We start from the raw sequence: 24192 nt of genomic DNA on the forward strand, positions 1-24192 counted from the left end.
CCAACACCTTGCCTACCAATAATTTGACGATTTTCAGGCAGCTGCACGGAGTAGTGCAGTCATGCAGCTCATCAGCCCAAAAACTGTGCTAGTGCGTGCCCAGCGCTACCTGGCGAATGCCACGCGTCTCCAGCTCGATTCCCCGGGCCGGGGCGGCCTGGCGAAACGCCTCGATGGCTTCGAGCACATCGTGGTCGATAACATCGGAACGGGTGCCATCGAGGATAACGCGGCTGTTGGCGGGCAGCTGCTCTAGCGTGGTCACAATGCTGGCCTTGTTGAGGAACGAAACGTGCTCGGGCAGGCGCAGATGCAGCTGGCGGCCATCCTCGCCTTCGGCGGTGTCGGCGGCTTCGTCGCGGCGTAGGTAGGAGCCGGCCTTGGCGTTATCGCGCAGGATAAAGAAGAAGCCCAGCGCCAGCCCAATGCTCACGCCCTTGAGCAAGTCGGTAAAGAGCACGGCCACGATGGTGATAATGAAGGGAATGAACTGCTCGCGGCCCAGCTGCCACTGCTTGCGGTAGAGGGCGGGTGAGGTGAGCTTGAAGCCTACCAGCAGCAGCACCGCCGCCAGCGCCGAGAGCGGAATCAGGTTCAGCACCGCGCCCAGAAACAGCAGGCTGATGAGCAGCAACAGGCCGTGAATAAAGGCCGACACTTTGCTTTGCGCACCGGCCGCCACGTTGGCCGATGAGCGCACAATAACCGCCGTAAGCGGCAGGCCGCCTAGCAAGCCGCTGACAAGGTTGCCCGCGCCCTGGGCCAGCAGCTCGCGGTTGGTGGGCGTGTGGCGCTTTTGCGGGTCGAGGTTGTCCACGGCCTCCACGCTGAGCAGCGTTTCGAGCGAGGCCACGATGGCAATGGTGAAGGCCACGCCGTAGGTAGCGGGGTTGCGCAGGGCGCTGAAATCGGGAAGAATCATTTCGCCGGCCAACTGGCCCAGCGACGACAGCACCGGCAGCTTCACGAGGTGCTTGGGCAGCACCTGCCAATCGGGCGCGATGGTTTTCAGCAGCTGATTGAGGCCCACGGCCACCACCACGGCCACCAGAGCGCCCGGCACCAGCCGCGACCACGACTGCCGCCGGATGGGAGCGGTATTCCACAGCAGCAGCAGCGCCAGCGACGCCACGCCCACCAGCACCGAGCCGGCGCTGAGCGCCCGCGCCGCCGCCGCAATGGCCGAGAACGTATTCTGCCCGTTGAATTGCAGAAAGTCCATGTCCTCAAAGTAGTCGGTATCGGCTCCAAGGAAGTGTGGAATCTGCTTCAGAATAAGAATAATGCCAATGGCTGCCAGCATCCCGCGAATCACGGCCGCCGGAAAGTAAAGGGCAATAATGCCGGCCCGGGCCAGCCCCAGCCCCATCTGGATAACGCCGGCCACGGCCGTGGCCGCCAGCACCGCCGGCCACGAGCCCAGCGACGAAATAGCCGACAGCACCACCACCGTGAGGCCGGCCGCCGGCCCGCTCACGCTCACCGCCGAGCCGCTCAACAAGCTCACTACCAGGCCACCCACGATGCCCGCAATCACGCCCGCGAGCAGCGGTGCGCCCGAGGCCAGCGAAATGCCCAGGCACAGCGGCAGCGCCACCAGAAAAACCACTAGCCCCGCTGGTGCATCCTGCCCGATGGTACTGAATAGCGAGGCTTTCGGCCGGGGTTTGCCGGGCGCTACCGGGGCCGCAATGGGAGTACCGGTTTGGGCCGGCGAAGAAATTACCTGGGTCATAACCTTGGGATTGCAGCATCGGCCCACCGTGGGAATCAACGGAGAGGCAGAGTTTGGCACAAGGTTACGCGGGCGCTATTAAGCCCGAATTAAAAGCACATTAAAAGGGAATTAAAACCAGATTCCAGGCTTGAGTCGACGAAAAAGGGCATCATGTCGAGTGTAGCCGAGGCATCTTGCGTGCAGCAGTAAATCAATCGCCGAACGATTTTGCTTACCACCGCAAGCGAGATGCCTCGGCTGCGCTCGGCATGACGCCCTGAACAGATTCCCCTGAAAATCAAATAATCGGCCATTCCAGCCACACCTGCGTGCCCTGGCCGGGCTCGCTTTCCACGCGCACCGTGCCGCTGTGCAGCGCCATGATGCGGGCCGCCAGCGGCAGTCCAATGCCGTGCCCCGGCACTGCCCGCGCCGAGGCCGCCCGGAAAAACGGCACAAACACCTGCTGCAAATCGGCCGCCGACAGCCCGGGACCTTCGTCGCTCACCAGCAGCGACAGATGCTTGCGGCTGCGGGCCAGCGTGGCCGTGACGGTGCCGCCGGTCTGGCGCGAGAACTTGCAGGCATTATCCAGAATATTGAGCACGGCCGATAGCAGCAGCGCCTCGTTGCCGTGCACGATAAAGGAGTCGGCCTCGCCAAAATTGAGGTCGACGCGGGAGGTAGGGTAGCGGCGCAGCAGCTGCTCGTGGGCTTGCAGCAGCAGCTCATCGAGGCGCACGGCGGCCATGGGCACCTGCGAGGGGTCGTCGGAGGCGCGGGCAATTTGCAGCAGGCCATTGGTGAGGCTGTTGAGCTGCCGGGCCGAATCGAGGGTGCTTTGCAGCACGCGGCGGTATTCGGCGAGCGGCCGCTCGGCTTGCAGTAATGCTACTTCCAGCTCGCCGATGAGGGCGGTGAGCGGCGTGCGCAGCTCGTGCGAGGCGTCGCGTACGAAGGTGCGCTGGCCCACAAAAGCCGCCTCCAGGCGGTCGAGCAGGCGGTTGAAGCGCTGGGTGAGGCGGCCAATTTCGTCGGTGGCTTCGCCGGTACGGGTCAGGCGCTGGCTCAGGTCCGTGGCCGTAATACCGTCGACCTCCCACACCATGCGACGCAACGGGCGCAGGGCCTGACCGGCAAAAAACCAGCTGCCTACCCCGGCCGCCGCCACCGCTACCAGCAAGCCCAAAGCCAACAGCTGCTGCAGCTCGCGCAGTTGCTGGCGGCTGTCCTCATCTACCGACGAGGCCACCACTACCAGCGGACCCAACTGGGCATCGCGGTAGAGGAGGCCCACGGTTTCATGGTAGTTGGTTTCGGGCTCCAGCACGGCCTGGCCGGTGCGGCGCACCTCGGCCAGCCAAGCCGGTGGCACGGGTTGGGCCGCCCCCTGCCCTTCCCGGAAAACCAGTTGGTTTTTCGCATCATATACCCTACCCTGCTCGGCGGGCAGCGTGCGGTAAAGCTGGCGCAGGTAGCGGCGATACGACGCCTGCTCGCCCACATCGTCGAGGTCATTCTGCCCGCCCACGTAGGCGTGCCCCACCACCAGCGTGCGCTTAAACAGGGTTTGGGTGAACTGGTTACGGCGCGATTGCTGCGTGGCAAAGTAGATAACCAGCGCAAACAACAACAGCGTCACGGCCAGAATGGACCCGAACTGCAAGGCAAGCCGGAGGCGAATGGACATTATTTAATGATGTGGAGAATGTGAGGAGTGTGATTGATGTGGGAAATGTGGGGGATGTGGAAATGGGAAGAATGCGGTATGGGTAAAAGAAATGCTGTATGTCGAAAGACCATCACGCTGAGCGGACTTAAGCATCAATTTTTAATGGTTTGCCAAATTCATTAAACAGTTTCGCTGTATTCTGCACCCTTCATATTTCCCACATTTCCCACATCAATCACCCCTCATTTTTCATCACGTACCCCATTCCCACCAGCGTATGAATCAGCTTGGGCTCGAACCCCTTGTCCACTTTCTTGCGCAGAAAATTGATGTATACATCAATCACATTCGAGCCGGTATCGAAGCTCAAATCCCAGACGTGCTCCAGCAAATCGGCGCGGGAGACGACGCGGTTTTGGTTGCGCAGCAGGTACTCCAGCAGCGCAAACTCGCGGGCGGTGAGCTGAATGGCCTGTCCGGCGCGCTCCACGCGCTTGGCGCTGGGGTCGAGGCTGAGGTCGGCGAGGTAGAGCACGGCTTTGGGCGCGGGGGCTTCGGTGCGGCGGCGCACAAGGGCGCGCAGGCGGGCCAGCAGCTCATCGAAGGCAAAGGGCTTGACAAGGTAGTCGTCGGCCCCGGCGTCGAGGCCCCGGATTTTATCGTCCGTCTCGCCCAGCGCGGTGAGCATGAGGATGGGCACGCCGGAGTCGTGGGCGCGCACCTGGCGGCACACTTCGAGGCCGCTGAGGCCGGGCAGCATCTGGTCGAGAATCAGGCAGTCGTACCTGTTTTCCTGGGCGCGGCGCAGGCCCAGCAAGCCATCGGCGGCGAGGTCGACGGTGTAGTCCTGCTCCGTCAGGCCCTGGTGCAGGAAGGCCGCCACGGAGGGCTCGTCTTCAACTAAAAGGATTTTCATGGGGCCGGAAGGTAGCGCTGTTTCGGAAAACGAAACGGGGGGCCGGCTGTGGGCAGGCGCATTCATCGTCACGTTTCACCTAGTCAAACCAAGCCGCCAAAGCGTTGCATTCCTAGCAATACAAGCTAGCCTCTTAAAAAAATAACTGATAGCTCAAGTTTTAAAGAGGCTGCCAAAATTTCATCTTGTCTTCATTCTTGCTGATTTCTAGAACTATCGCCCTGTCCGGGTGAGATTATTCAGGAGCGGAGCTTAGTGCACGACAACTTTTTATAAAACACGAAAGAAAAGCCGGCCGTATGCGAATAGCAGTACCCGCAACTTTAAGCTATTCGTTTTTATGAGCCAAGTTACCCAAGCTACGCTCGGCCGCCCACCGGTTGCCCTGGCCCCCACCCAGTCCGTCAGCCTGAACATCAACGGCCAGGCGCACACCCTACAGATTGCCCCCTGGACGACGCTGCTCGACGCCCTGCGCGAGTACCTCGACCTCACCGGCACCAAAAAAGGCTGCGACCACGGCCAGTGCGGGGCCTGCACCGTGCTCGTCGATGGCAAGCGCATCAACTCCTGCCTCTCGCTGGCCGTGATGCAGGAAGGCAGCGAAATTCAGACCATCGAAGGCTTCGGCTCGGAAGACCACCTCAGCCCGCTCCAGCAGGCGTTTATCGACCACGATGCCTTTCAGTGCGGCTACTGCACGCCCGGCCAGATTTGCTCGGCGCAGGGCCTCCTCAACGAAGGCAAAGCCAGAACCGAAGCCGAAGTGCGGGAGCTGATGAGCGGCAACGTTTGCCGCTGCGGAGCCTACAGCAACATTCTCAGCGCGGTAATGGAAGTATTAGCGGTGAAATAGAGTGAGCTGGTGAAATGGTGAGTAGATATTTCAAATTCATCCTCACCCGCCTCCTTCAAAGCTCCCTAGCACTCACCATCTCACCAGCTCACTATTTCACTTTATGAACAGTTTCACTTTCACCCAAGCCGCCGCCGTGGCGGGCGCCGTGCAGGATAAAGCCGCGCACGAAGGCTCGGCCTACATCGGGGGCGGCACCAATCTGGTCGATTTGATGAAGGAAAACGTGGCCCGCCCCACGCACCTCATCGGCCTCAAAAAGCTGGGCCTCGACACCATCGAAACCCTGCCTGATGGCGGCCTGCGCCTCGGGGCCCTCGCCAGCAATGCCGATACCGCCTGGCACCCCGAAGTGGAGAAGCGCTACCCGCTGCTGAACCAGGCCATTCTGGCCGGGGCCAGCCCGCAGCTGCGCAACATGGCCACCGACGGCGGCAACCTCATGCAGCGCACCCGCTGCTACTATTTCTACGACTTGGCCACGCCCTGCAACAAGCGCGAGCCGGGCTCGGGCTGCTCGGCCATTGGCGGCTATAACCGCGTGTGCGGCATTCTGGGCACCAGCGACTCCTGTATTGCCACCCACCCTTCGGACATGTGCGTGGCCCTGGCCGCCCTCGACACCACCGTGCGCGTGAGCGGCCCCAACGGCGAGCGCACCATCAAATTTGAGGATTTTCACCGCCTGCCCGGCGACCACCCCGAGCGCGACAACACCCTGGAGCCCGGCGAGCTCATCACCGGCCTCGACTTACCGGAAAAAGGCTTCGCGAAGAACTTCAGCTACCTCAAGCTGCGCGACCGCACCAGCTACGCCTTCGCCCTAGTGAGCGTGGCGGCCGCGCTGGAGCTGGACGGCAATACCATAAAAGATGCGCGCCTGGCCCTGGGCGGCGTGGCCCACAAGCCCTGGCGCGATAAGGAGGCCGAGGCAATGCTCATCGGCCAGCCCGCCACGGCCGACACCTTCCGTCGCGTGGCGGCCAAGGTGCTCGAAAACGCCAAAGGCTACGGGGAAAACACATTCAAGATTGAGCTGGCCAAGCGCGCCATTGTGCGGGCGCTCAAACAGGCGACGGAGATGAATGAAACGGTTGATACCAACGCTTTTTTGAACTCCAACCCGTAAGGGGCGTAGGGGCGGGGTCGTATCCGGTAGGGCTTGACCCCGCCCGTCGTTGCACAAACGCTAGTACCCACATCAGATATCCCCTTGGCCAGTCGTTCAACGACGGGCGGGGACAAGCCCTACCGGGTACGACCCCGCCCCTACTTCTAATCCACTCTTATGACTCTCCAAACCGACTATATCGGCAAGCCCACCAGCCGCGTGGATGGGCCGGCCAAAGTGACTGGCTCCGCCAAATACGCCGCCGAATACAACGTGCCGAACCTGCTGTACGGCTACGTGGTGAGCAGCCCCATTGCGAAGGGTAAAATCACAAAAATCGACGCCGCGCCGGTGCTGGCACTGCCTGGCGTGCAGCAGGTTTTCTCGCACGAGAACGTGCCGCATTATGCCTTGCTCGACCGCAGTTACCAGGACCAGATTGCCCCAGGCGGCTCGCCGTTCCGGCCACTGCACGACGCCGAAATCAAGTACAGCCTGCAGCCGGTGGCGCTGGTGGTGGCCGACACCTTTGAGCTGGCCCGCTATGCCGCAGCCATCCTGCACATCGAGTACGAGGAAGCTCCCCATGAAACCGAGCTGAGCCAGCACATGGACGAGGCCTATGAGCCCGGCAAAGGCAAAGCCGGCTACAAGCCACCAAAGTCGCGCGGCAACTTTGGCAAGGGCTGGCAGGAAGGCGTGGCCCACATGGAGGCGCAGTACTCGCACCACGCCCAGCACCACAACCCCATGGAGATGTTCGCCACTACCGTGGAGTGGCTGGGCGACAAGTACCTGAATATCTACGATAAAACCCAGGGTGCCTTCAACAGCCAGTTGCTCGTGACCAAAGTTTTCGGGCTGAGCAAGGACCAGGCGCGGGTGATTTCGAAGTACACCGGCGGCGGCTTCGGCTCCGGCCTGCGGCCCCAATACCAATTGTTGCTGGCCGTGATGGCTTCGCTACAGCTGGAGCGCTCGGTGCGCGTTTCGCTCACCCGCGAGCAGATGTTCAGCTTCGGCCACCGGGCCGAAACCCTGCAGCACGTAGCCCTGGCCACGGCGGCCGACGGCTCGCTCACCGGCATCAACCACTTCGCCGTGGCCGAAACCTCGCAGTTTGAGGACTTCACCGAAAACGTGGTGGGCTGGAGCGGCATGCTCTACAACTGTAAAAACGTGGCGCTGGGCTACCGCCTGGCCAAGGCCGACATCTACACGCCGCTGGATATGCGCGCCCCCGGAGCGGCCTCGGGCTCCATTGCGCTGGAAATTGCGATGGACGAGATGGCCTACGCCGCCGGCCTCGACCCGCTCGAATTCCGCCTCCGCAACTACTCTGATATCGACCAGGCCCAGGACCTGCCCTACTCCAGCAAGGCCCTGCGCAAGTGCTACCACGAAGGAGCCGCCAAATTTGGCTGGGAGCAACGCACGCCCGAGCCCGGCTCGATGCGCGACGGCAACCTACTGGTGGGCTGGGGCATGGGCGGCGGCGTCTGGGACGCCTCAAAAATGCCCGCCACCGTTAAAGCCAGCCTCGACGCCGACGGCCACCTCACCGTGAGCAGCGGCACCAACGAAATCGGCACCGGCACCTACACCATTATGACGCAGATTGCGGCCGAAAGCATGGGCCTGCCCATCGAGGCCGTCACCTTCGTACTCGGCGATACCACCCTGCCCCAATCGCCCATTCAGGGCGGCTCCTGGACGGCCGCCTCGGTCGGCAACTCCGTGGTGGAAGCCTGCACCAAGCTGGGCGAAGCCTTGCTCAAACAGGCCCAAAAGATGGACCATCCGGCTTTCAAGGATGCCAAAATAGACGACGTGCAGTTTGTCAACGGCCAAATGCGCCTGCGCTCCGACGACACCCAGGCCATGGTACTGCGCGATGTGGTGCAGGCCAGCGGCGAGCCCAGCATTGAGGCCGAAAACTCCACCGTACTGGCCAAGCTGGAAATGCTGAAGCCGCCGAAATACTCCATGCACGCCCACAACGCCGTTTTCGCTGAGGTGAAAGTGGACCCCGACCTGATGACCGTGCACGTTACCCGCGTGGTGAATGCCGTGGCCGCCGGCCGCATCATCAACCCCAAAACGGCCCGCAGCCAAGTGCTCGGCTCCGTGGTGTGGGGCCTCGGCATGGCCCTGATGGAAGAATCGGTGATGGACCACCGCTTCGGCCGCTACATGAACCACTCCCTGGCCGAATACCACATTCCCGTGAATGCCGACATTCACGACATCGACGTCGTTTTCGTGAGCGAGGAAGATGACAAAGTCAATCACCTCGGCATCAAAGGCCTAGGTGAAGTAGGCATGCTGGGCGTGGCCGCCGCCGTGGCCAACGCCATTTACCACGCCACTGGCAAACGCGTGCGCGACATGCCCATCACGATTGACAAGCTGCTGTAGAAACGCCAGCGGCCAGTGCCGCCGAGGTGACATGGAAATGCCCCGCGACTGATTGGTTACGGGGCATTTCCATGTGCAACGGTTTATAACTTGGCAATGGTTGGGCTAAAAATCGGTAGCCCAACTTTTGTGCTGAGGCCAAACTGGAGGCACGTATCCAGAGCTACGAGGTACCCAAGCTGTTGGGCGTTCATAGAGTGCAGCCGAAGCGCTAATATATACTTTGGTTATAAAGTTATAAATAAAATCAATTTTGATTATGATTTCGCACCAATTAAATTTGTAGAAAACGAAGCTGTTTATAAAGTCCCCGAACGGTCATGCTTCGCTGCGCGCTGCATGACCGTTTGAGTACCTTTTGTGACTTTCTAAACAACTCCAACAACTGTTCCAGTTACTCCATACACTACGGACAGTTTTTTAACTACGCCCAGCAGCCCTTTAATTCATTCAGCCTTGTCATAAGGCTATATCAAAACACTTCCAAGATGAGCGCCAACCTGCATAACCTCCCCCCGGAAAACTCGATTCTCTACGACCTGAACGTGCCCGCTGCCCAATGCCCCTTCAGCAGCGGCGCGGTGAAGCAGACGGCCGGTGGCGGCCGCACCAACCGCGAGTGGTGGCCCAACATGCTCAAGTTGAGCATCCTGCGCCAGCACTCGCCCCTTGTCGACCCCATGGACAAGGACTTTAACTATGCCGAGGAATTCAACAAGCTCGACCTGAACACCGTGAAGCAGGACCTGTCCGAGCTGATGACCAACTCGCAGGACTGGTGGCCAGCCGACTACGGCCACTACGGCCCCTTCTTTATTCGGATGGCCTGGCACAGCGCCGGCACCTACCGCATCGGCGATGGCCGGGGTGGCAGCAGCGCGGGCGCCCAGCGCTTCGCCCCCCTCAACAGCTGGCCCGACAACGCCAACCTGGACAAGGCCCGCTTGCTGCTGTGGCCGATTAAGCAGAAATACGGTAAGAGGATATCCTGGGCCGACCTCATGATTCTGGCCAGCAACTGCGCCCTGGAATCGATGAATTTCAAGCCTTTTGGCTTTGGCGGCGGCCGGGTCGATACCTGGGAGCCCCAGGAAGACGTGTACTGGGGCCCCGAAACCGAGTGGCTCGGCGACAAGCGCTATGTGGATGACCGGCAGCTGGAAAACCCGCTCGGCGCGGTCCAGATGGGCCTTATCTACGTGAACCCCGAAGGCCCCAACGGCGAACCTGACCCGATTCGCTCGGCACGCGACATCCGCGAAACCTTCGGCCGCATGGCCATGAACGACGAAGAAACCGTAGCCTTGATTGCCGGCGGCCACACCTTCGGAAAAACCCACGGTGCCGCCGACCCCGGCCAGTACGTGGGCAAGGAGCCCGCCGGAGCCAACCTCGAAGAGATGGGCCAGGGCTGGCGCAGCAGCTTCGGCAAGGGCCACTCCGAGCACACTATCACCAGCGGCCTCGAAGGTGCCTGGACGAGCACGCCCGCCAAGTGGAGCAACGACTACTTCAACTTCCTGTTCGGCTACGAGTGGGAGCTGACCAAGAGCCCCGCTGGTGCCCACCAGTGGCGCCCCGTGAATGGCGGTGGTGCCGGTACCATCCCCGATGCCCACGACCCGACCGTAACCCACGCCCCCTTCATGCTCACGACGGACATCGCCCTGCGCGCCGACCCGCTGTATGAGGTGATTTCGCGCCGCTTCCAGCAAAACCCGGACGAGTTTGCCGATGCTTTCGCCCGCGCCTGGTTCAAGCTGACGCACCGCGACATGGGCCCCAAGGAGCGCTATCTCGGCCCCGAGGTGCCCACCGAAGAGCTGCTCTGGCAGGACCCCACCCCCGCCATTACCTACCAGGTAATTGACGACCAGGACGTGGCCGCCCTGAAAGGCAAGATTGCCGATTCCGGCCTCACGGTGCAGCAGCTGGTGTCCACCGGCTGGGCTTCGGCCTCCACCTACCGCGGCTCCGACAAGCGCGGCGGCACCGATGGCGGCCGTCTGCGCCTGGCCCCGCAACGCTACTGGGAAGTGAACAACCCGGCGCAACTCTCCACCGTGCTGAACAAGCTCGGCGGCATTCAGCAGGATTTCAACAGCGCACAAACCGGCGGCAAGCAGGTTTCAATGGCTGACCTCATCGTGCTGGCAGGCGTAGTTGGCATCGAGCAGGCTGCCAAAGCTGCCGGCCACGAGGTGACTGTCCCCTTCACCCCCGGCCGAGCCGATGCCTCGCAGGAACAAACCGACGTGGTATCGTTCGCCGCCCTGGAGCCGGCCGCCGATGGCTTCCGCAACTACCTGAAAACGCACCACCGCGCCGCCGCCGAGGAGCTGCTGATTGACAAGGCCCAGCTGCTCACCCTGACTGCTCCCGAGCTGACGGTGCTGTTTGGTGGCCTGCGCGCCATCAACATCAACTTCGATGGCTCGAACCACGGCGTGTTCACCAGCCACGCCGGCGCGCTCACCAACGACTACTTCCTGAACCTGCTCGACCTGAACACCACTTGGGCCGGCACGTCGGATGCGCAAAACGCCTTCCAGGGCCGCGACCGCAAAACCAACCAGGTGAAGTGGACCGGTACCCGCGTCGACCTGATTTTCGGCTCGAACTCCGAGTTGCGCGCCTTGGCCGAGGTGTACGCCTGCGCCGATTCAAAAGAGAAGTTCGTGAAGGACTTCGTAGCCGTGTGGGCCAAGGTGATGAACCTCGGCCGCTTCGACTTGGCTAAAGCTTAATGCCACCCGCCAGCGCTTCCGCCCCGTGAGGTGCGGATGCAGCTGAAGCCTCAAAAGAAACGCCCCGTAACGAATTCGTTACGGGGCATTTTCTTTTAAAGAAGGTTTTCAATCCTTAATTTTACCAAACTCATAATCATGCAACTTATCCTTTCCTGAATAGCTATTAATAACTTTGAAAGTCTTTGGGTCTGCACCTGCTAATATTTTACTTTTATAAATGACGTGTTGTTTGGTAAGGCCCCAGTCTTTATCAATCGGTTTAAACGAATTAATATCATCAAGAATCAGATTATCACCACCGTGAATAAGCGTGTCACCAGCTTTGGACCATGGATATGAAATCAATTTTATTTTATTCGGATTAACGTCTTTAATAGCACAATCATTTATATCGTTATAGAAACCAAAGAAATACGCTGATTTATTATCACGAAATATGCAGTTTCCAACAAAATTGAATGTTGCTGGGTCTATGTTCCTCATTGTTTTTCCATCAATATATAAGTGGTTCTTGTCCCTGCCGAATTTGAAGCTACAGTCACAATCAAATTCCAACTCCTCGAATGTTCGGGCGTCAGCATTTGCGATTTTCTTTTTGTTCTGCCCACTCCCTTCGTTCCAATATTCGTAGTACACACCGTCACGCTCTACTTTATACCCAGTGCTACAACCTGTCATTAGAGACAATGCCAAAGCAACATAGGCCCATCTTTTGAAGACAGATATAATTTCAAAATACATACAAAATCATTAATAGTCCACCGTCAGCGTTAAACGCTTACCAAACCCCTCCCACACAATCCGCATGAGCGTGGAGAGGCGAATGTCGCTGGTGTTGTTTTCGATGCGGGAGATGTACGTCTTCGTCGTGCCGCACTTGGCGGCCAGTTGCTCCTGCGTCATGTTGTTTTCCTTGCGCATTTCCTGAAGCATTGCGCCTAGCTTAAAGGCTTCGTAGCCGCGTTCGAAGGTTTCGCGGGCGGCGGTGCCACGGGCACCATATTGGCTGTCGATGAAATCGTCGAGGTCGACCAGCATGCTGGAAATCGTCGGCATAATGCTTTGGGTTATGGCAGTTGCAATAGCAACTTAAGTCGGCTATTCAAATCACTTGTTTCAGTGGTTGAAAGCCGTCCTAGCAGCCCTTTCGCGAGTGCTTTATCCAAGGTTGCAATTTTGCTGGTTCGGATGAGCGAAGGTTTCCGAATGCCGCTGCTTTTGCTGGGCGTCAGCAACACGTCGGTAGCTTCCTGCCAGCCAAGCTGCGTAGTGATAAAGCAAACGGTGAGGTCCAGACTTGTGCTGGCCAGTATCACGGCCGGCCGCAGCTTGCTGCCGCTCAAATCAGTAAACGGAAAGGTGATGAGTACAACGTCGCCTTTAGTCATTGAAGCTGTTTAGAAAGTCAAAGGACTCCCAAAAAAGCGCGAAATTTGAGGTGTAACACTCCTTTTTTCGCATTTTAATGGAAGTCCTGTCCAAAGATATGATTCGCCAATGGATTCTGCCCGCGCTCACCTTCTCCGCCCATGGCCGCCCCTCGGTCGTGGAGCCGGCCGAGTTGGTGGAAGCCATTCTCTACAAACTCAAAAGCGGCTGTCAATGGCGATTATTGCCTGTTAAACAGTTTTTTACGGGCGCATCGCTGACCTGGCAGGGCGTGTACGCCCGCTTTAATGCGTGGCGCAAGGACGGGTCCTGGCAAGGGGTATGGCTCCGCTTGTTGCGCGAAAACGGGGCCCATCTGGACTGTTCCAGCGTCCAACTCGACGGCAGCCACACGCCCGCCAAGAACGGCGGGGAGGCCGTCGGCTATCAGGGCCGCAAGAAAGCCCGTACCACCACAGCCCTCTTCTTGGCCGATAACCGGGGACAGCCGCTGGCCTGCGCCAGCCCGCAGGCGGGCAACCACCACGACACCCACCAGCTCAACGCCTTGTTCGGGGAAATCTGCGCCTCGCTCGAAGCGGCCAATATTCCCGTCGCCGGGCTGTTTCTGAACGCCGACAAAGCCTTTGACACCCAAGGCTTTCGTCAGGAATGCGCCCGGCGCGACATCGAGGCCAACATTCCCCGCAACCGCCGCGCCGCCGACTGGCAGACCGACGACGACACCTTTTTCGACCCCGAACTCTACCGCCGCCGCGTCGTGGTCGAACACGCCAACGCCTGGCTCGACGGCTTTAAAACGTTGCTCGTGCGCTACGAAACCAGCGTCGGCAATTGGCTGGCCTGGCACTGGCTCGCCTTTGTCGTCATCTTTTTGCGAAAAATCAACCAAAAGCCGACTTTCTAAACAGCTTCATTGTACACTTCTTTCAAATCGGCTTCGGTGTACAGGTCTTCCTCGGCGTTCAGGAAATTGAACGCCTTGCTCTCGGCGGCTAGTTGCTGAATTCCTTTCGCCAGTAGCTGCTCTTCGTAGCGCTTGCTCACGAAGTCAGCGAAGTCGGATATTTCTTCGGCCTTGTCGGCGGGAAGCAGGTTGATGGCTTTGATGGTGCGGTCGATAATTGCTTGCTTACTTATCGTCATGGCTATGCGGGCTGGATGAATTAAAGGTAACAGGAAAGGTTTCACTTTCGTCACCAACCTGCCCCACCTCCAGGCCCAAAAGACCCTCTGGACGCGGCAGATGCAGGCGCAAAAATTAATAGCACTCCGGGACACCTTCATTTCCGCTTCATGCCGGCGGGGGGAAGTTTGTACTGTCTTCCCACGATACAAGCTGCGCAGCTTCGCCCCTCCCACCCTGTGATGTGCGCTTTCGGCTTGGTTTGGAGCATGCAGATTTGCCGGTGGCCAAGGGCGTTTTGCTGTTTGAGCGAAGCCTTCCGTGCAGTATGTATACACCCAATCAGGCATCTCCCTCCCCGATGGCTTTTGTGAGATGATTTGCCAATCTCCCCGTGCCAGTGGGCCACGGTGCAGCTTCCCGGTCTGATTCATTACCGGCCAGCCGGCTTTCCCAAGGCATCGCGAACTTAGCCAACTGCCCGGTGCGACTACCTGAATTACCATTCCCTATGCAATACCACCCGCCTGTCACGTTACCCAAGGTTCTTATGAAAAGAGTAATCATGCTGCTGAGCTGCGGCGTTTTGTTCTACACCACCAGCTGCAAGGAAGAGAAGAAGGAAGTAGAAGAGCAGATTAAACTGGTCGCTACCAGCCCCTTGCAGAAGGACACCACCATTACCAAGGAGTACGTGGCCCAGGTGCATTCCTACCAGCGCATCGAGCTGCGGGCCCTGGAGAAAGGCTACCTGGAGAAGATTTTTGTGGACGAAGGCCAGCACGTTTCGCAGGGCCAAACCATGTTTCAGATTAAGCCCACGATATACCAGGCCGAGCTGAAAAAGTCGCAGGCCGAGGCGCACTACGTGCAAATGGAATACCAGAACACCAAGAAGCTGGCCGACAAGAACATCGTATCCAGCAGCGAGCTGGCCCTGGCACAGGCCAAGTACGACAAGGCCAACGCCGACGTATCGCTGGCCCAGACGCACCTGCAATTCACGACCGTGAAAGCGCCGTTCAGCGGTATCATGGACCACTTCCAAGGCCGCCTGGGCAGCCTCGTGGATGAGGGTGATTTGCTGACCACGCTCTCCGACAACAGCAAAATGTGGGTGTACTATAACGTGCCCGAAGCCGAATACCTGGCTTACAAGGAGCACGCCAAAGCCAGCGACAAGGCGGCGCATGTGAAGCTGCGGATGGCCAACAACGAGGTATTTGACCAAACCGGCATCGTGCAAACCATCGAGGCTGATTTCAATAACGAAACCGGCAACATCGCCTTCCGCGCCACCTTCCCCAACCCCGATGGCCTGCTGCGCAACGGCGAAACCGGCAGCGTGCTCATGACCGTGCCGCTGAAAGGGGCGCTGATTATCCCGCAGAAAGCCACCTTCGAGGTTCTGGAGAAAAAGTACGTTTTCGTGGTTGATAAAAACAATGTGGTGCACCAACGCGAAGTGGGCATCGCCTCCGAAATGCCCGACCTGTACGTCATCAAATCCGGCATCACCGCCACCGACCGCATTCTGCTGGAAGGCCTGCGGAAGGTGAAAGACGGCGATAAAATACGCTACGACTTCAAAGCCCCGCAGACGGTCATCTCGCATTTGAAGGTGTACAGCGAGTAACGTCCGCCGGTCGGACCGCCCTAGGCGGTCCGACCGGTTGCCGCACCAACGACTCGTTTGCCCTTCAACCGGTCGGACCGCTTAGGGCGGTCCGACCGGTTGAAGGCGACGCCTTTTCCTACTATCAAACCAGCCAGCAGAATATGTTTAGTAAATTCATTCGTAGGCCAGTATTTGCCATTGTTATTTCAATTGTCATCCTGCTGATGGGCGGGCTGGCTATTATGAAATTGCCCACGTCGCAGTTTCCAGAGATTTCGCCGCCGCTCGTGATGGTGAGCGCGGCCTACCCCGGGGCCAGCGCCAAGGTGCTAACTGAATCGGTACTGATTCCGCTGGAGCAGGCCGTTAACGGCGTGCCGGGCATGAAGTACATGACTTCTGACGCCGTGAGCGCCGGCGAGGCCAACATTCAGATTGTCTTCAACCTGGGCACCGACCCCGACCAGGCCGTGGTGAACGTGAACACCCGCATCGCGCAGGTGCTCAACCGCCTGCCGATACTGGTGCAGCGCGAGGGCGTGATTGTGAACCGCGTGGTGCCTAACATGCTGATGTACGTGAACTTGTACTCAAAAGACAAGAACACGGACATGAAGTACCTGTTCAACTACGCCGGCGTGAACATGATACCCGAGCTGCAACGCCTGGGCGGCATCGGCCGGGCCAGCATTCTGGGTAGCCGGCAGTACGCCATGCGTATCTGGCTGAAGCCCGACCGGATGCGGGCCTACAACATCTCCGTCGATGACGTGATGAAGGCGCTGGATGAACAGTCCGTAATTGGCTCGCCGGGCCGGATTGGCCGCTCCGATGGCGGGCAGGCGCAGTCGCTGGAATACGTGCTCAGCTACAAGGGCCGCTTCAACGAAATAGACGAGTATAAAAACGTGATTCTCAAGGCCAACCCCAACGGGGAAAGCCTGCACCTGAAAGACGTGGCCAACGTGGAGCTGGGCTCGGAATTCTACGACATCTACTCCAACCTGAACCAGTACCCGTCGGCGGCCATCGTGCTGAAGCAGACCTACGGCTCGAACGCTTCGGATGTAATTAAAGAGGTGAAAGGCAAGCTGGAAGAGTTGAAAAAGACCTTCCCGCCGGGCATGGACTACAAAATCACCTACGACGTGTCGAACTTCCTCGACGCCTCGATTGAGAACGTGATTCACACCCTGCGCGACGCCTTTATTCTGGTGGCCCTGGTGGTGTTCCTGTTCCTCGGCGACTGGCGCTCCACGCTGATTCCGGCGCTAGCCGTGCCGGTGTCGCTGGTGGGCTCGTTCATGGCCATGCAAGCGTTTGGCCTCACCATCAACATGATTACGCTGTTTGCGCTGGTGCTTTCCATCGGTATCGTGGTCGATAACGCCATTGTGGTGATTGAGGCCGTGCACGCCAAGATGGAAAAAGACCATCTATCGCCTTACAATGCAGTCAAGCAGGTAGTTGGCGAAATCAGCGGAGCCATTATCGGCATCACCATCATGATGACGGCCGTGTTCATCCCAGTGTCGTTCATGAGCGGCCCGGTGGGCATTTTCTACCGCCAGTTCTCCATTACCATGGCCACGGCCATTGTGATTTCGGGCATCGTGGCCCTGACGCTGACGCCGGTGCTCTGCGCCATGATTCTGAAAAACCACCACGGCCAGCCCAAGAAGCAAACGCCCTTGCAGCGCTTCTTCGACTGGTTCAACCGGGGCTTTGAGAAGCTGACCAATGCCTACACCGGCCTGCTGTCGCGCATTGTGGCCAACCGGCTCATCACCTTCGGGATGCTGATTGCCTTCGGCCTTGGCATCTGGGCCATTGCGGCGAAGCTGCCGGCCGGCTTTATTCCGAGCGAAGACCAGGGCCTGATTTACGCCATTGTGCAGACGCCGCCCGGCACCACACTGGAGCAAACCAACGCCGTATCGCGGCGCCTGGCCGACTTGGCCAAGGACATTCCCGGCGTGGCTAACATCTCCTCGCTGGCCGGCTACGAAGTACTGACCGAAGGCCGGGGCTCGAACGCCGGTACGCTGCTACTCGACTTGAAGCCGTGGTCGGAACGCAAAGAATCAATTGCCGAAATCGTGGAAAACCTGGAGAAAAAGGCCAAGCAAATTCCCGGCGCAACCATCGAATTCTTCGAGCCGCCGGCAGTGCCAGGCTACGGCGCGGCGGGCGGTTTCCAGTTGCAATTGCTGGATAAAACTAACTCGGGCGACTACAAGGCGCTGGAAAAAGTGAACAATGAGTTCATGGTTCAGCTGAAAAAGCGCAAGGAGCTGGCCGGCCTGTTCACCTTCTTCTCGGCTGAATACCCGCAGTACGAGCTGAAAATCGACAACGAGCTGGCCATGCAGAAAGGCGTGAGCATCGGCAACGCCATGAATACGCTGAGCATCATGGTGGGCTCGACCTACGAGTTGGGCTTCATCAAGTACCAGCGCTTCTTTAAGGTATACGTGCAGGCTTCGCCCGAATACCGGCGGCTGCCGGAGGACATCCTGAACATGTGGGCCAAAAACGACAAGGGCGAAATGGTGCCATTCTCGGCCTTCATGAAAATCGTGAAGTCGCAGGGGGCCAACGAAATCAACCGCTACAACATGTACACCACGGCCTCCATCCGGGGCGGCGCTGCTGCCGGCTACAGCTCGGGCGAAGCCCTCAAAGCCGTGCAGGAAGTGGCCAAGGGCCTGCCCCACGGCTACGACATCGACTGGGGCGGCCTGTCGAAAGACGAAGTGGGCCGTGGCAACGAATCGACCGTTATTTTCCTGGTCGTGCTGGTGTTTGTGTACCTAGTGCTGGCCGCGCAGTACGAAAGCTTCCTGCTGCCGCTGGCCGTTATTTTCTCGCTGGTGGCCGGGGTGTTCGGGTCGTTCCTGTTCATCAAAATGTTTGGCCTGGCCAACGATATCTACGCCCAGGTGGGCCTGGTCATGCTGGTAGGTCTGCTGGGTAAAAACGCGGTACTTATCGTGGAATTCGCGGCCCTGAAGCACGAGGAAGGCATGTCCGTCCGCGACGCGGCCATTGAAGGAGCCAAAGTGCGATTCCGCCCGATTCTGATGACTTCGTTCGCCTTCATCGCCGGCCTGATTCCGCTGGTGGTGGCCACCGGCGCGGGGGCCATCGGCAACCGCACCATCGGTAGCTCGGCGCTCGGCGGCATGCTGTTCGGCACGGTGTTCGGGGTAATAATCATCCCCGGCCTGTACTACTTCTTCGGCACGCTGGCTGGCGACAGCAAGCTGATTCGCGACGAAAACGAGTCGCCCATCCTTGAAGGCGTGGAGCCCCGCGTGACGCTCGAGGAAATGGAGCCTTACGCCTAGTGGCATCGGTGCCGATTGAACGATGTAGGGGCGGGGCTTGTCCCCGCCCGGTCGTTGAACGGAATCGTTGAAACTGCGCGAACGTCCGGGCGGAGGCAAGCCCCGCCCCTACATAGCATAATGCCAACCCTTTGCAATAACACGGCAAGCTAAAGCTTACCGCACTAGTATGCTTAAAAAACGAATTTATCAATGCCTCGGCGCGGCCAGCCTGGCCCTCGCCGTGGGGGCATGCAAAACGCCCGAGCTAGTGGTGAAGAACGAAAGCCGCAACGTGCCGGCCAGCTATTCGACTGCCACCGCCACCTCGGCCGCTTCCCTCGACAGCGCCAACACGGCCAGCGTGCAGTGGAAGCAGTTTTTCACCGACCCCAACCTGCAGGCGCTGATTGGCACCGCCCTGCAAAACAACCAGGAGCTGAACATCACGCTCCAGGAAATCGAGATTGCCAAAAACGAAATCCGCGCCCGCCAGGGCGAGTACCTGCCCTTCGTGCGACTCGGGGCCCGGGCCGATGTGGAGAAAGTGGGCAAATACACGCTGCAAGGCGCGACTGAGGAGAAAATCGACATCAAGGAAGGCCGCCGCACGCCCGACCCGCTCACCAACTTCCAGTTGGGCGCGTTTGCCACCTGGGAGGTCGATATCTGGCACAAGCTGCGCAACGCCAGGAAGGCCGCCGCCATCCGCTACCTGGCCACTGTGGAGGGCAAAAACTTCATGGTGACCAACCTGATTGCCGAAATCGCTAACTCGTACTACGAGCTGCTGGCCTACGACAATCAGCTGGCCATCGTGCAGCAAAATATTGGCATCCAGAGCAATGCGCTGGAGCTGGTGAAGTTCCAGAAAGAATCGGCCCGCACCACCGAGCTAGCCGTGAAACGCTTCGAGGCCCAGGTGCAGCACACCAAAGCCCTGCAGTTCAAGCTTCAGCAAAGCATCGTCGAAACTGAGAACCGGCTGAACTACCTGGCCGGCCGCTACCCGCAACCGGTGGCGCGTGACGCGCAGTCGTTCAACGACCGGCTGCCGGCGACCATCCAGGCCGGCTCGCCCGCGCAGCTGCTGGCCAACCGCCCCGATATCCGGCAGGCCGAGCAGCAGCTCACGGCCGCTAAAATCGATGTGCTGGTGGCTCGGGCCAACTTCTACCCCTCGCTGGGCATCACGGGCGGCGTCGGCCTGGCGGCCTTCACGCCTGGCCTGCTGGTATCCTCGCCCCAGTCGTTGCTCTACGCGCTGGGTGCCGACCTGGCCGGCCCGCTGTTTAATCGTAACGGCATTAAGGCGTTCTACTACAACGCCAACGCCCTGCAAACGCAGGCCGTGTACCGCTACGAAAAGACCGTGCTAAACGCCTACGTCGAAGTATCGAACCAGGTATCTGGCATCAGCAACCTGGCCCAGAGCTACGACGCGAAAGCCAAGGAAGTAGCAGCCCTCAACCAGTCGGTGGAAATTTCCAACAGCCTCTTCCGCTACGCCCGCGCCGACTACACAGAAGTTCTCTTCACCCAGCGCGAAGCCCTGGAATCGAAGTTCGACCTCATCGAAACCCGCATGCAGCAGCTCAACGCCTCGGTGAACGTGTACCGCGCCCTGGGCGGCGGCTGGAAGTAACCAAGCCCCGCGAGTAGCTAAAGCAGTTTTTGTCGCAAAGAGAAACACCCCGCAACTGATTGGTTGCGGGGTGTTTCTCCTTGCCGCAATTACAAATATCAATGATTCCTAGGAACTCTACTTACTTGCGAAACTCTGAAACAATTCTAGCTGGTTTTTTTTAGCTTCTTTAACTTGCCTATGGCTTTTGCCTTCTTTCGTCTCTATTGGATTATTGTTTTGAAAATAAAAATTAACTCGAACAACATTATAACCAACAATTATCTCTACACCCTCGCTACTCACTCTTCTTTTTACTTCTAACTTACAATTAATTGAAGAGCCGTTTTTAAATTCTACTTTTCCTTCCTGAACCAGCAACCGAAATTCTTCAGATTTCATATTGAAATGAACTGGCTTGCCTTCGTAATTACCAATCCATCGGTAATTACCGTTCTTCAGGACAGGCGCAATTATCTCAATAACTGCATCTTCATTCAACAATGGTTGAAGGTCATTAGTCACAAGAACGAATTTGTCAAAATCCTTTCTTTCAACAAATTTTTCTTTTATCTGACTCTCCTCAGTCTCATTTACAGCAGCAAAAGAAACTTTTGTCACTTTAGGATATCTGCTTAACGAATCATAAAAATTTGATTTGCGCTTTTTTATCAATATATTATAATAGACTTGTTGCGAAGTGAGTGAAGTGCGGAATTTTCGACAAACTGTACTTAAATTTAGAACATGAACTTTTCCGTAAAAAACCTCACTACTTCGCGTAAATGGCGTGCTGCCACGGGACTCACGGCGGAGCGTTTTGCGCAGCTTTTGGCGCATTTTAAGCAGGCGTATTTTCGGTTGAATGGAACAGATATGATTGAACGTGGGGCTTTTGCGCCGTATGAAGTAGCCCTTAAAACAGAAGAAGAATTACTGCTTTTCACCCTATTCAGCTTCAAAGCAAACTTGACGTATGATTTGTTGGGATTGGTCAGTGGGATGGACGGTTCCAACGCGAAACGCAACCAGGAATTAGGCATTACGGTGCTCCAAGAAGCGCTGGAGCAAACCGGGCATGCGCCAAAGCGGGAATTTACGACAGTGGCCGAATTTGAAGCCTATTTTCAGGAACACGAGACGTTATTGGTCGATGGAACGGAGCAACGCAAGCAACGACCAGGAAATAAAGAGATGCAAAAAGACTACTATAGCGGTAAAAAAAAATGCACGCCGTAAAAGAGATAGTTATTTCAACGACCATCCGCTGGATTGGTTTTATCAGCCGTTGTTACGGCGGAAGACACCACGACTACAGTGTGCTAAAAAGCATTTTACCAGTTGATAAAGAGTGGTTTAAAAAGTTCAAGGTGCGGTTGGACCTGGGGTTTTTGGGCTTCGCGAAAGACTACGTTTGCCGGAAAGTTTTTATTCCTATCAAAAAGCCGAAAGGGAAAGAACTCACCGATGAACAACGAGAAATAAATACAAAACAAGCAAGTGAACGAATTACCGTAGAGCATAGCATTGGCGGATTGAAACGTTATCGAATTTTGGAAGACCGATTACGTTTGCATAATTTGAACCTGTACAATGACGTGCTGGGAGTGTGTGCGGGCTTGTGGAATTTCAGCTTAAATCTGTGATTAATAGCTCGCAACAAGTCTAATCAAGATTGGCTAGGCTATCTATGCGAACATCGCCCTGATTTTCTTTGAGTATTCGAATTTCATTTCTCAATTTCTCCTTCTGAAGTTCGGCTAGTTCTGTGTCTTCGAAAACCTTTTCCACAAGCTTTTCACCTACCTTTCCAATAGGATTACTTAGAATTGATATTAAAATAGCTACGATAACTGGCGTTATAATTGGTGCCTTTGCATCTCCTTCTTTCGAAATAATTTTCAACCATTTCTTTATCCCACCTTCTCCAATAGGCTCAGTTTCTACGATAATATCTATAGAGAAAACGTTGGCAAGCTCTTTTATAATTGAAAGAACTTCATAATCACACTTATTCAATACATTCGCATCCATTGAATGCGAATCATCATCAAAAAAATAATGCACTTGCAGTGTCGATGCATCTGATAAAATTTCAATATCGCTTGGATTCATAATCTATGCATTTATGAGTTTATTTCCCGGCAATATACATCCTATTACATCGCCTCAATCCCCAGTTGCTTCAGTCGCTCAAGGTGCTCCTTCGTGGCGTTGAGTTGTTCGGGGGCGTGTCCCTGCCAATCGGTGACTTTCCCGGTTACCCGGAGCGGGCTTTTGGAACGGTAGGACCTAGTGGGATTGACAGATAGCTCCTCATGCTGGTCCGTCTCCGTGGTCGCCCGATGGTTGGTGCGGCAATTTATCCAACTGTAGCCGAACATCTCGTCTGACAGCTTAAAAACCCGGTGCCGCTGAAGGCCGCCACAAAACCACCCCACCGATACCGGGTTATCATAACCCCGCCCCACTCCCGGGCGTATTTCCGTCAGCCAACGCCTGCCCCATGACCGAACTGCAACGCCTGCTCCTCGCCTACGACCGCCACCGCGCCGAGGCCCGCCCCTGCGCCCTGGCCACGGTGGTCGAGGTGCTGGGCTCGGCCTACCGCCGCCCCGGCGCCCGCATGCTCGTCACCGAAGACGGCGAGCTGACCGGGGCCATCAGCGGCGGCTGCCTGGAGGGCGATGCCCGCCAGCGGGCCCGTCAGGCCATTTTCCGGGGCCAGCCCGCGCTGGTCACCTACGATACCCGCGACGAGGACGACCCGCGCCATGGCCTCGGCCCCGGCTGCCAGGGCGTGGTCCGCATCCTGCTGGAGCCGCTGGATTTTACTGCGCCCGACAACCCCGTGGAACTGCTGCGCGGGTTCGCCCAGCACCCCGAGCCGGCGGTGCTGGCCACGGTGTTCGAAACTGATACTTCGGGCCTGAAGGCGGCGGTGGGGCAGCGGGTGCTGCTTTCGGCGGCCGGCGCGCTGCGCGGCAGCCCTCTGCTGGCCGGCCCGCTGGCCGGGGCCGCCCGCGCCACGCTGGCGCAGGGCCTTTCGCAGGTACTTGATATTGAAACCGATGCCGGCCCGGTGCGGGCGCTGCTGGAAGTGCTGGTGCCGCCGCTGCGCCTCGTAGTGTACGGCGCGGGCAACGACGCTCAGCCGCTGGTTCACCTGGCTGCCTCGCTCGGCTGGCACATAACGGTGGTGGATGGCCGCCCCAATCTGGCCACGGCCGCCCGTTTCCCGGAGGCGGCGGAGGTTCGCATTGTGCCCGTGCGCGAGCTGGAAACGCAGGTGCCCGATGCGGGTGCTTACCACGTTCTGCTCAGCCACAACTACGCCTACGATTTGGCCGCGCTGCAAACCCTGCTGCCCACGGCCGCGCCCTACATCGGCCTGCTGGGGCCCCGCGCCAAAGCCGGCCGGCTGCTGGAAGAGCTGGAATTGCCTGCAGCTGAAACCGCCGATTTGCTGCAAAACCGCCTGCACAGCCCCATCGGCCTCGATTTTGGCAGCGAAACGCCCGAAGAAATAGCCCTGGCCATCGTAGCCGAAATTCAGGCCCAACGCCACCAGCGCAACGGCCGGCCGCTGCGCGAGCGGGTCGGTACGGTGCATGCCCCGCTGGTACCGCTGATGGCCTCGGCGGCCGGTGCGGCTGGTTAACCTCG

20 protein-coding genes are annotated in these 24192 nt (G+C 58.1%); 11 read left to right on the forward strand and 9 right to left on the reverse strand.

What is annotated here, in order from left to right; genetic code table 11:
• Window positions 1-88 precede the first annotated feature (88 nt).
• From KQ659_RS12905 to KQ659_RS12915, 3 genes are all read right to left on the reverse strand, one after another.
• Window positions 89-1735 carry a SulP family inorganic anion transporter gene (locus KQ659_RS12905; protein WP_216680685.1) on the reverse strand — a complete coding sequence of 549 codons (1647 nt, stop codon included), beginning with the start codon at window positions 1733-1735 and terminating at the stop codon, window positions 89-91.
• A 280-nt stretch (window positions 1736-2015) separates the two neighbouring features.
• On the reverse strand, window positions 2016-3407 hold the full coding sequence (locus KQ659_RS12910) for a sensor histidine kinase (protein ID WP_216680684.1): 1392 nt from the start codon (window positions 3405-3407) through the stop codon (window positions 2016-2018).
• A gap of 217 nt (window positions 3408-3624) precedes the next feature.
• Complete coding sequence (locus KQ659_RS12915) at window positions 3625-4305, reverse strand: response regulator transcription factor (protein WP_216680683.1); 681 nt, start codon at window positions 4303-4305, stop codon at window positions 3625-3627.
• Between the two features lie 340 nt (window positions 4306-4645).
• On the opposite strand from KQ659_RS12915, the gene KQ659_RS12920 reads away from it, so the two are divergent.
• The 4 genes from KQ659_RS12920 to katG all read left to right on the forward strand — a co-directional run bounded on the left by KQ659_RS12920 (window position 4646) and on the right by katG (window position 11437).
• Entirely contained in the window at window positions 4646-5161 is a 516-nt protein-coding gene (locus tag KQ659_RS12920) for a (2Fe-2S)-binding protein (RefSeq protein WP_216688443.1), read from the forward strand.
• Between the two features lie 103 nt (window positions 5162-5264).
• Window positions 5265-6290, forward strand: a complete 1026-nt coding sequence (locus KQ659_RS12925; protein WP_216680681.1) for an FAD binding domain-containing protein — start codon at window positions 5265-5267, stop codon at window positions 6288-6290.
• 159 nt (window positions 6291-6449) lie between these two features.
• The gene (locus tag KQ659_RS12930; RefSeq protein WP_216680680.1) at window positions 6450-8690 is read left to right on the forward strand and encodes a xanthine dehydrogenase family protein molybdopterin-binding subunit; all 2241 of its coding nucleotides are present in this window, start codon (window positions 6450-6452) and stop codon (window positions 8688-8690) included.
• Window positions 8691-9178: 488 nt separating this feature from the next.
• Complete coding sequence (katG, locus tag KQ659_RS12935) at window positions 9179-11437, forward strand: catalase/peroxidase HPI (protein ID WP_216688442.1); 2259 nt, start codon at window positions 9179-9181, stop codon at window positions 11435-11437.
• Window positions 11438-11545: 108 nt separating this feature from the next.
• On the opposite strand, the gene KQ659_RS12940 is transcribed toward katG, so the two are convergent.
• The 3 genes from KQ659_RS12940 to KQ659_RS12950 are packed head-to-tail and all read right to left on the reverse strand — an operon-like array spanning window position 11546 to window position 12828.
• Complete coding sequence (locus KQ659_RS12940; RefSeq protein ID WP_216680678.1) at window positions 11546-12181, reverse strand: DKNYY domain-containing protein; 636 nt, start codon at window positions 12179-12181, stop codon at window positions 11546-11548.
• Between the two features lie 9 nt (window positions 12182-12190).
• A complete protein-coding gene (locus KQ659_RS12945; protein WP_216680676.1) occupies window positions 12191-12496 on the reverse strand; it encodes a helix-turn-helix domain-containing protein in 306 nt (101 codons plus the stop codon).
• Window positions 12497-12507: 11 nt separating this feature from the next.
• On the reverse strand, window positions 12508-12828 hold the full coding sequence (locus KQ659_RS12950; RefSeq protein ID WP_216680675.1) for a type II toxin-antitoxin system PemK/MazF family toxin: 321 nt from the start codon (window positions 12826-12828) through the stop codon (window positions 12508-12510).
• Window positions 12829-12905: 77 nt separating this feature from the next.
• On the opposite strand from KQ659_RS12950, the gene KQ659_RS12955 reads away from it, so the two are divergent.
• Window positions 12906-13736 (forward strand): IS5 family transposase, encoded by an 831-nt coding sequence (locus KQ659_RS12955; protein ID WP_216678791.1) that lies wholly within the window; start codon window positions 12906-12908, stop codon window positions 13734-13736.
• On the opposite strand, the gene KQ659_RS12960 is transcribed toward KQ659_RS12955, so the two are convergent.
• The gene (locus tag KQ659_RS12960) at window positions 13733-13975 is read right to left on the reverse strand and encodes a hypothetical protein (RefSeq protein ID WP_226915524.1); all 243 of its coding nucleotides are present in this window, start codon (window positions 13973-13975) and stop codon (window positions 13733-13735) included. The genes KQ659_RS12955 and KQ659_RS12960 overlap by 4 nt on opposite strands.
• Window positions 13976-14505: 530 nt before the next feature.
• Between KQ659_RS12960 and KQ659_RS12965 the strand changes: the two genes are divergently transcribed.
• The 3 genes from KQ659_RS12965 to KQ659_RS12975 all read left to right on the forward strand — a co-directional run bounded on the left by KQ659_RS12965 (window position 14506) and on the right by KQ659_RS12975 (window position 20547).
• Entirely contained in the window at window positions 14506-15591 is a 1086-nt protein-coding gene (locus tag KQ659_RS12965) for an efflux RND transporter periplasmic adaptor subunit (protein ID WP_216680674.1), read from the forward strand.
• Between the two features lie 143 nt (window positions 15592-15734).
• The gene (locus tag KQ659_RS12970) at window positions 15735-18923 is read left to right on the forward strand and encodes an efflux RND transporter permease subunit (protein ID WP_216688441.1); all 3189 of its coding nucleotides are present in this window, start codon (window positions 15735-15737) and stop codon (window positions 18921-18923) included.
• A 169-nt stretch (window positions 18924-19092) separates the two neighbouring features.
• Entirely contained in the window at window positions 19093-20547 is a 1455-nt protein-coding gene (locus KQ659_RS12975; RefSeq protein WP_216688440.1) for a TolC family protein, read from the forward strand.
• 117 nt (window positions 20548-20664) lie between these two features.
• On the opposite strand, the gene KQ659_RS12980 is transcribed toward KQ659_RS12975, so the two are convergent.
• On the reverse strand, window positions 20665-21147 hold the full coding sequence (locus tag KQ659_RS12980; protein WP_216688439.1) for a hypothetical protein: 483 nt from the start codon (window positions 21145-21147) through the stop codon (window positions 20665-20667).
• Window positions 21148-21273: 126 nt separating this feature from the next.
• Here KQ659_RS12980 and KQ659_RS12985 point away from each other — a divergent pair, with 126 nt between their 5' ends.
• The gene (locus KQ659_RS12985; RefSeq protein WP_216680531.1) at window positions 21274-21765 is read left to right on the forward strand and encodes a transposase family protein; all 492 of its coding nucleotides are present in this window, start codon (window positions 21274-21276) and stop codon (window positions 21763-21765) included.
• Window positions 21753-22172 (forward strand): transposase family protein, encoded by a 420-nt coding sequence (locus tag KQ659_RS12990; RefSeq protein ID WP_216680677.1) that lies wholly within the window; start codon window positions 21753-21755, stop codon window positions 22170-22172. The genes KQ659_RS12985 and KQ659_RS12990 overlap by 13 nt, the downstream gene beginning before the upstream one ends.
• A gap of 19 nt (window positions 22173-22191) precedes the next feature.
• Here the strand turns inward: KQ659_RS12990 and KQ659_RS12995 are convergent, their stop codons facing one another.
• Entirely contained in the window at window positions 22192-22641 is a 450-nt protein-coding gene (locus KQ659_RS12995) for a hypothetical protein (RefSeq protein ID WP_216688438.1), read from the reverse strand.
• 391 nt (window positions 22642-23032) lie between these two features.
• Between KQ659_RS12995 and KQ659_RS13000 the strand changes: the two genes are divergently transcribed.
• Window positions 23033-24187: an XdhC family protein gene (locus KQ659_RS13000; RefSeq protein WP_216688437.1), complete on the forward strand. Its 1155-nt coding sequence runs from the start codon at window positions 23033-23035 to the stop codon at window positions 24185-24187.
• Window positions 24188-24192: the final 5 nt, after the last annotated feature.

The sequence above is a fragment of the Hymenobacter siberiensis genome (assembly GCF_018967865.2).
GTDB classification, from domain to species: Bacteria; Bacteroidota; Bacteroidia; order Cytophagales; family Hymenobacteraceae; genus Hymenobacter; species Hymenobacter siberiensis.

Bases quoted from the DNA above. Each gene is read 5' to 3' on its own strand.
- KQ659_RS12905 (WP_216680685.1), bottom strand. From the start codon at position 1,735: ATGACCCAGGTAATTTCTTCGCCGGCCCAAACCGGTACTCCCATTGCG.
- KQ659_RS12910 (WP_216680684.1), bottom strand. From the start codon at position 3,407: ATGTCCATTCGCCTCCGGCTTGCCTTGCAGTTCGGGTCCATTCTGGCC.
- KQ659_RS12915 (WP_216680683.1), bottom strand. From the start codon at position 4,305: ATGAAAATCCTTTTAGTTGAAGACGAGCCCTCCGTGGCGGCCTTCCTG.
- KQ659_RS12920 (WP_216688443.1), top strand. From the start codon at position 4,646: ATGAGCCAAGTTACCCAAGCTACGCTCGGCCGCCCACCGGTTGCCCTG.
- KQ659_RS12925 (WP_216680681.1), top strand. From the start codon at position 5,265: ATGAACAGTTTCACTTTCACCCAAGCCGCCGCCGTGGCGGGCGCCGTG.
- KQ659_RS12930 (WP_216680680.1), top strand. From the start codon at position 6,450: ATGACTCTCCAAACCGACTATATCGGCAAGCCCACCAGCCGCGTGGAT.
- katG (WP_216688442.1), top strand. From the start codon at position 9,179: ATGAGCGCCAACCTGCATAACCTCCCCCCGGAAAACTCGATTCTCTAC.
- KQ659_RS12940 (WP_216680678.1), bottom strand. From the start codon at position 12,181: ATGTATTTTGAAATTATATCTGTCTTCAAAAGATGGGCCTATGTTGCT.
- KQ659_RS12945 (WP_216680676.1), bottom strand. From the start codon at position 12,496: ATGCCGACGATTTCCAGCATGCTGGTCGACCTCGACGATTTCATCGAC.
- KQ659_RS12950 (WP_216680675.1), bottom strand. From the start codon at position 12,828: ATGACTAAAGGCGACGTTGTACTCATCACCTTTCCGTTTACTGATTTG.
- KQ659_RS12955 (WP_216678791.1), top strand. From the start codon at position 12,906: ATGGAAGTCCTGTCCAAAGATATGATTCGCCAATGGATTCTGCCCGCG.
- KQ659_RS12960 (WP_226915524.1), bottom strand. From the start codon at position 13,975: ATGACGATAAGTAAGCAAGCAATTATCGACCGCACCATCAAAGCCATC.
- KQ659_RS12965 (WP_216680674.1), top strand. From the start codon at position 14,506: ATGAAAAGAGTAATCATGCTGCTGAGCTGCGGCGTTTTGTTCTACACC.
- KQ659_RS12970 (WP_216688441.1), top strand. From the start codon at position 15,735: ATGTTTAGTAAATTCATTCGTAGGCCAGTATTTGCCATTGTTATTTCA.
- KQ659_RS12975 (WP_216688440.1), top strand. From the start codon at position 19,093: ATGCTTAAAAAACGAATTTATCAATGCCTCGGCGCGGCCAGCCTGGCC.
- KQ659_RS12985 (WP_216680531.1), top strand. From the start codon at position 21,274: ATGAACTTTTCCGTAAAAAACCTCACTACTTCGCGTAAATGGCGTGCT.
- KQ659_RS12990 (WP_216680677.1), top strand. From the start codon at position 21,753: ATGCACGCCGTAAAAGAGATAGTTATTTCAACGACCATCCGCTGGATT.
- KQ659_RS12995 (WP_216688438.1), bottom strand. From the start codon at position 22,641: ATGAATCCAAGCGATATTGAAATTTTATCAGATGCATCGACACTGCAA.
- KQ659_RS13000 (WP_216688437.1), top strand. From the start codon at position 23,033: ATGACCGAACTGCAACGCCTGCTCCTCGCCTACGACCGCCACCGCGCC.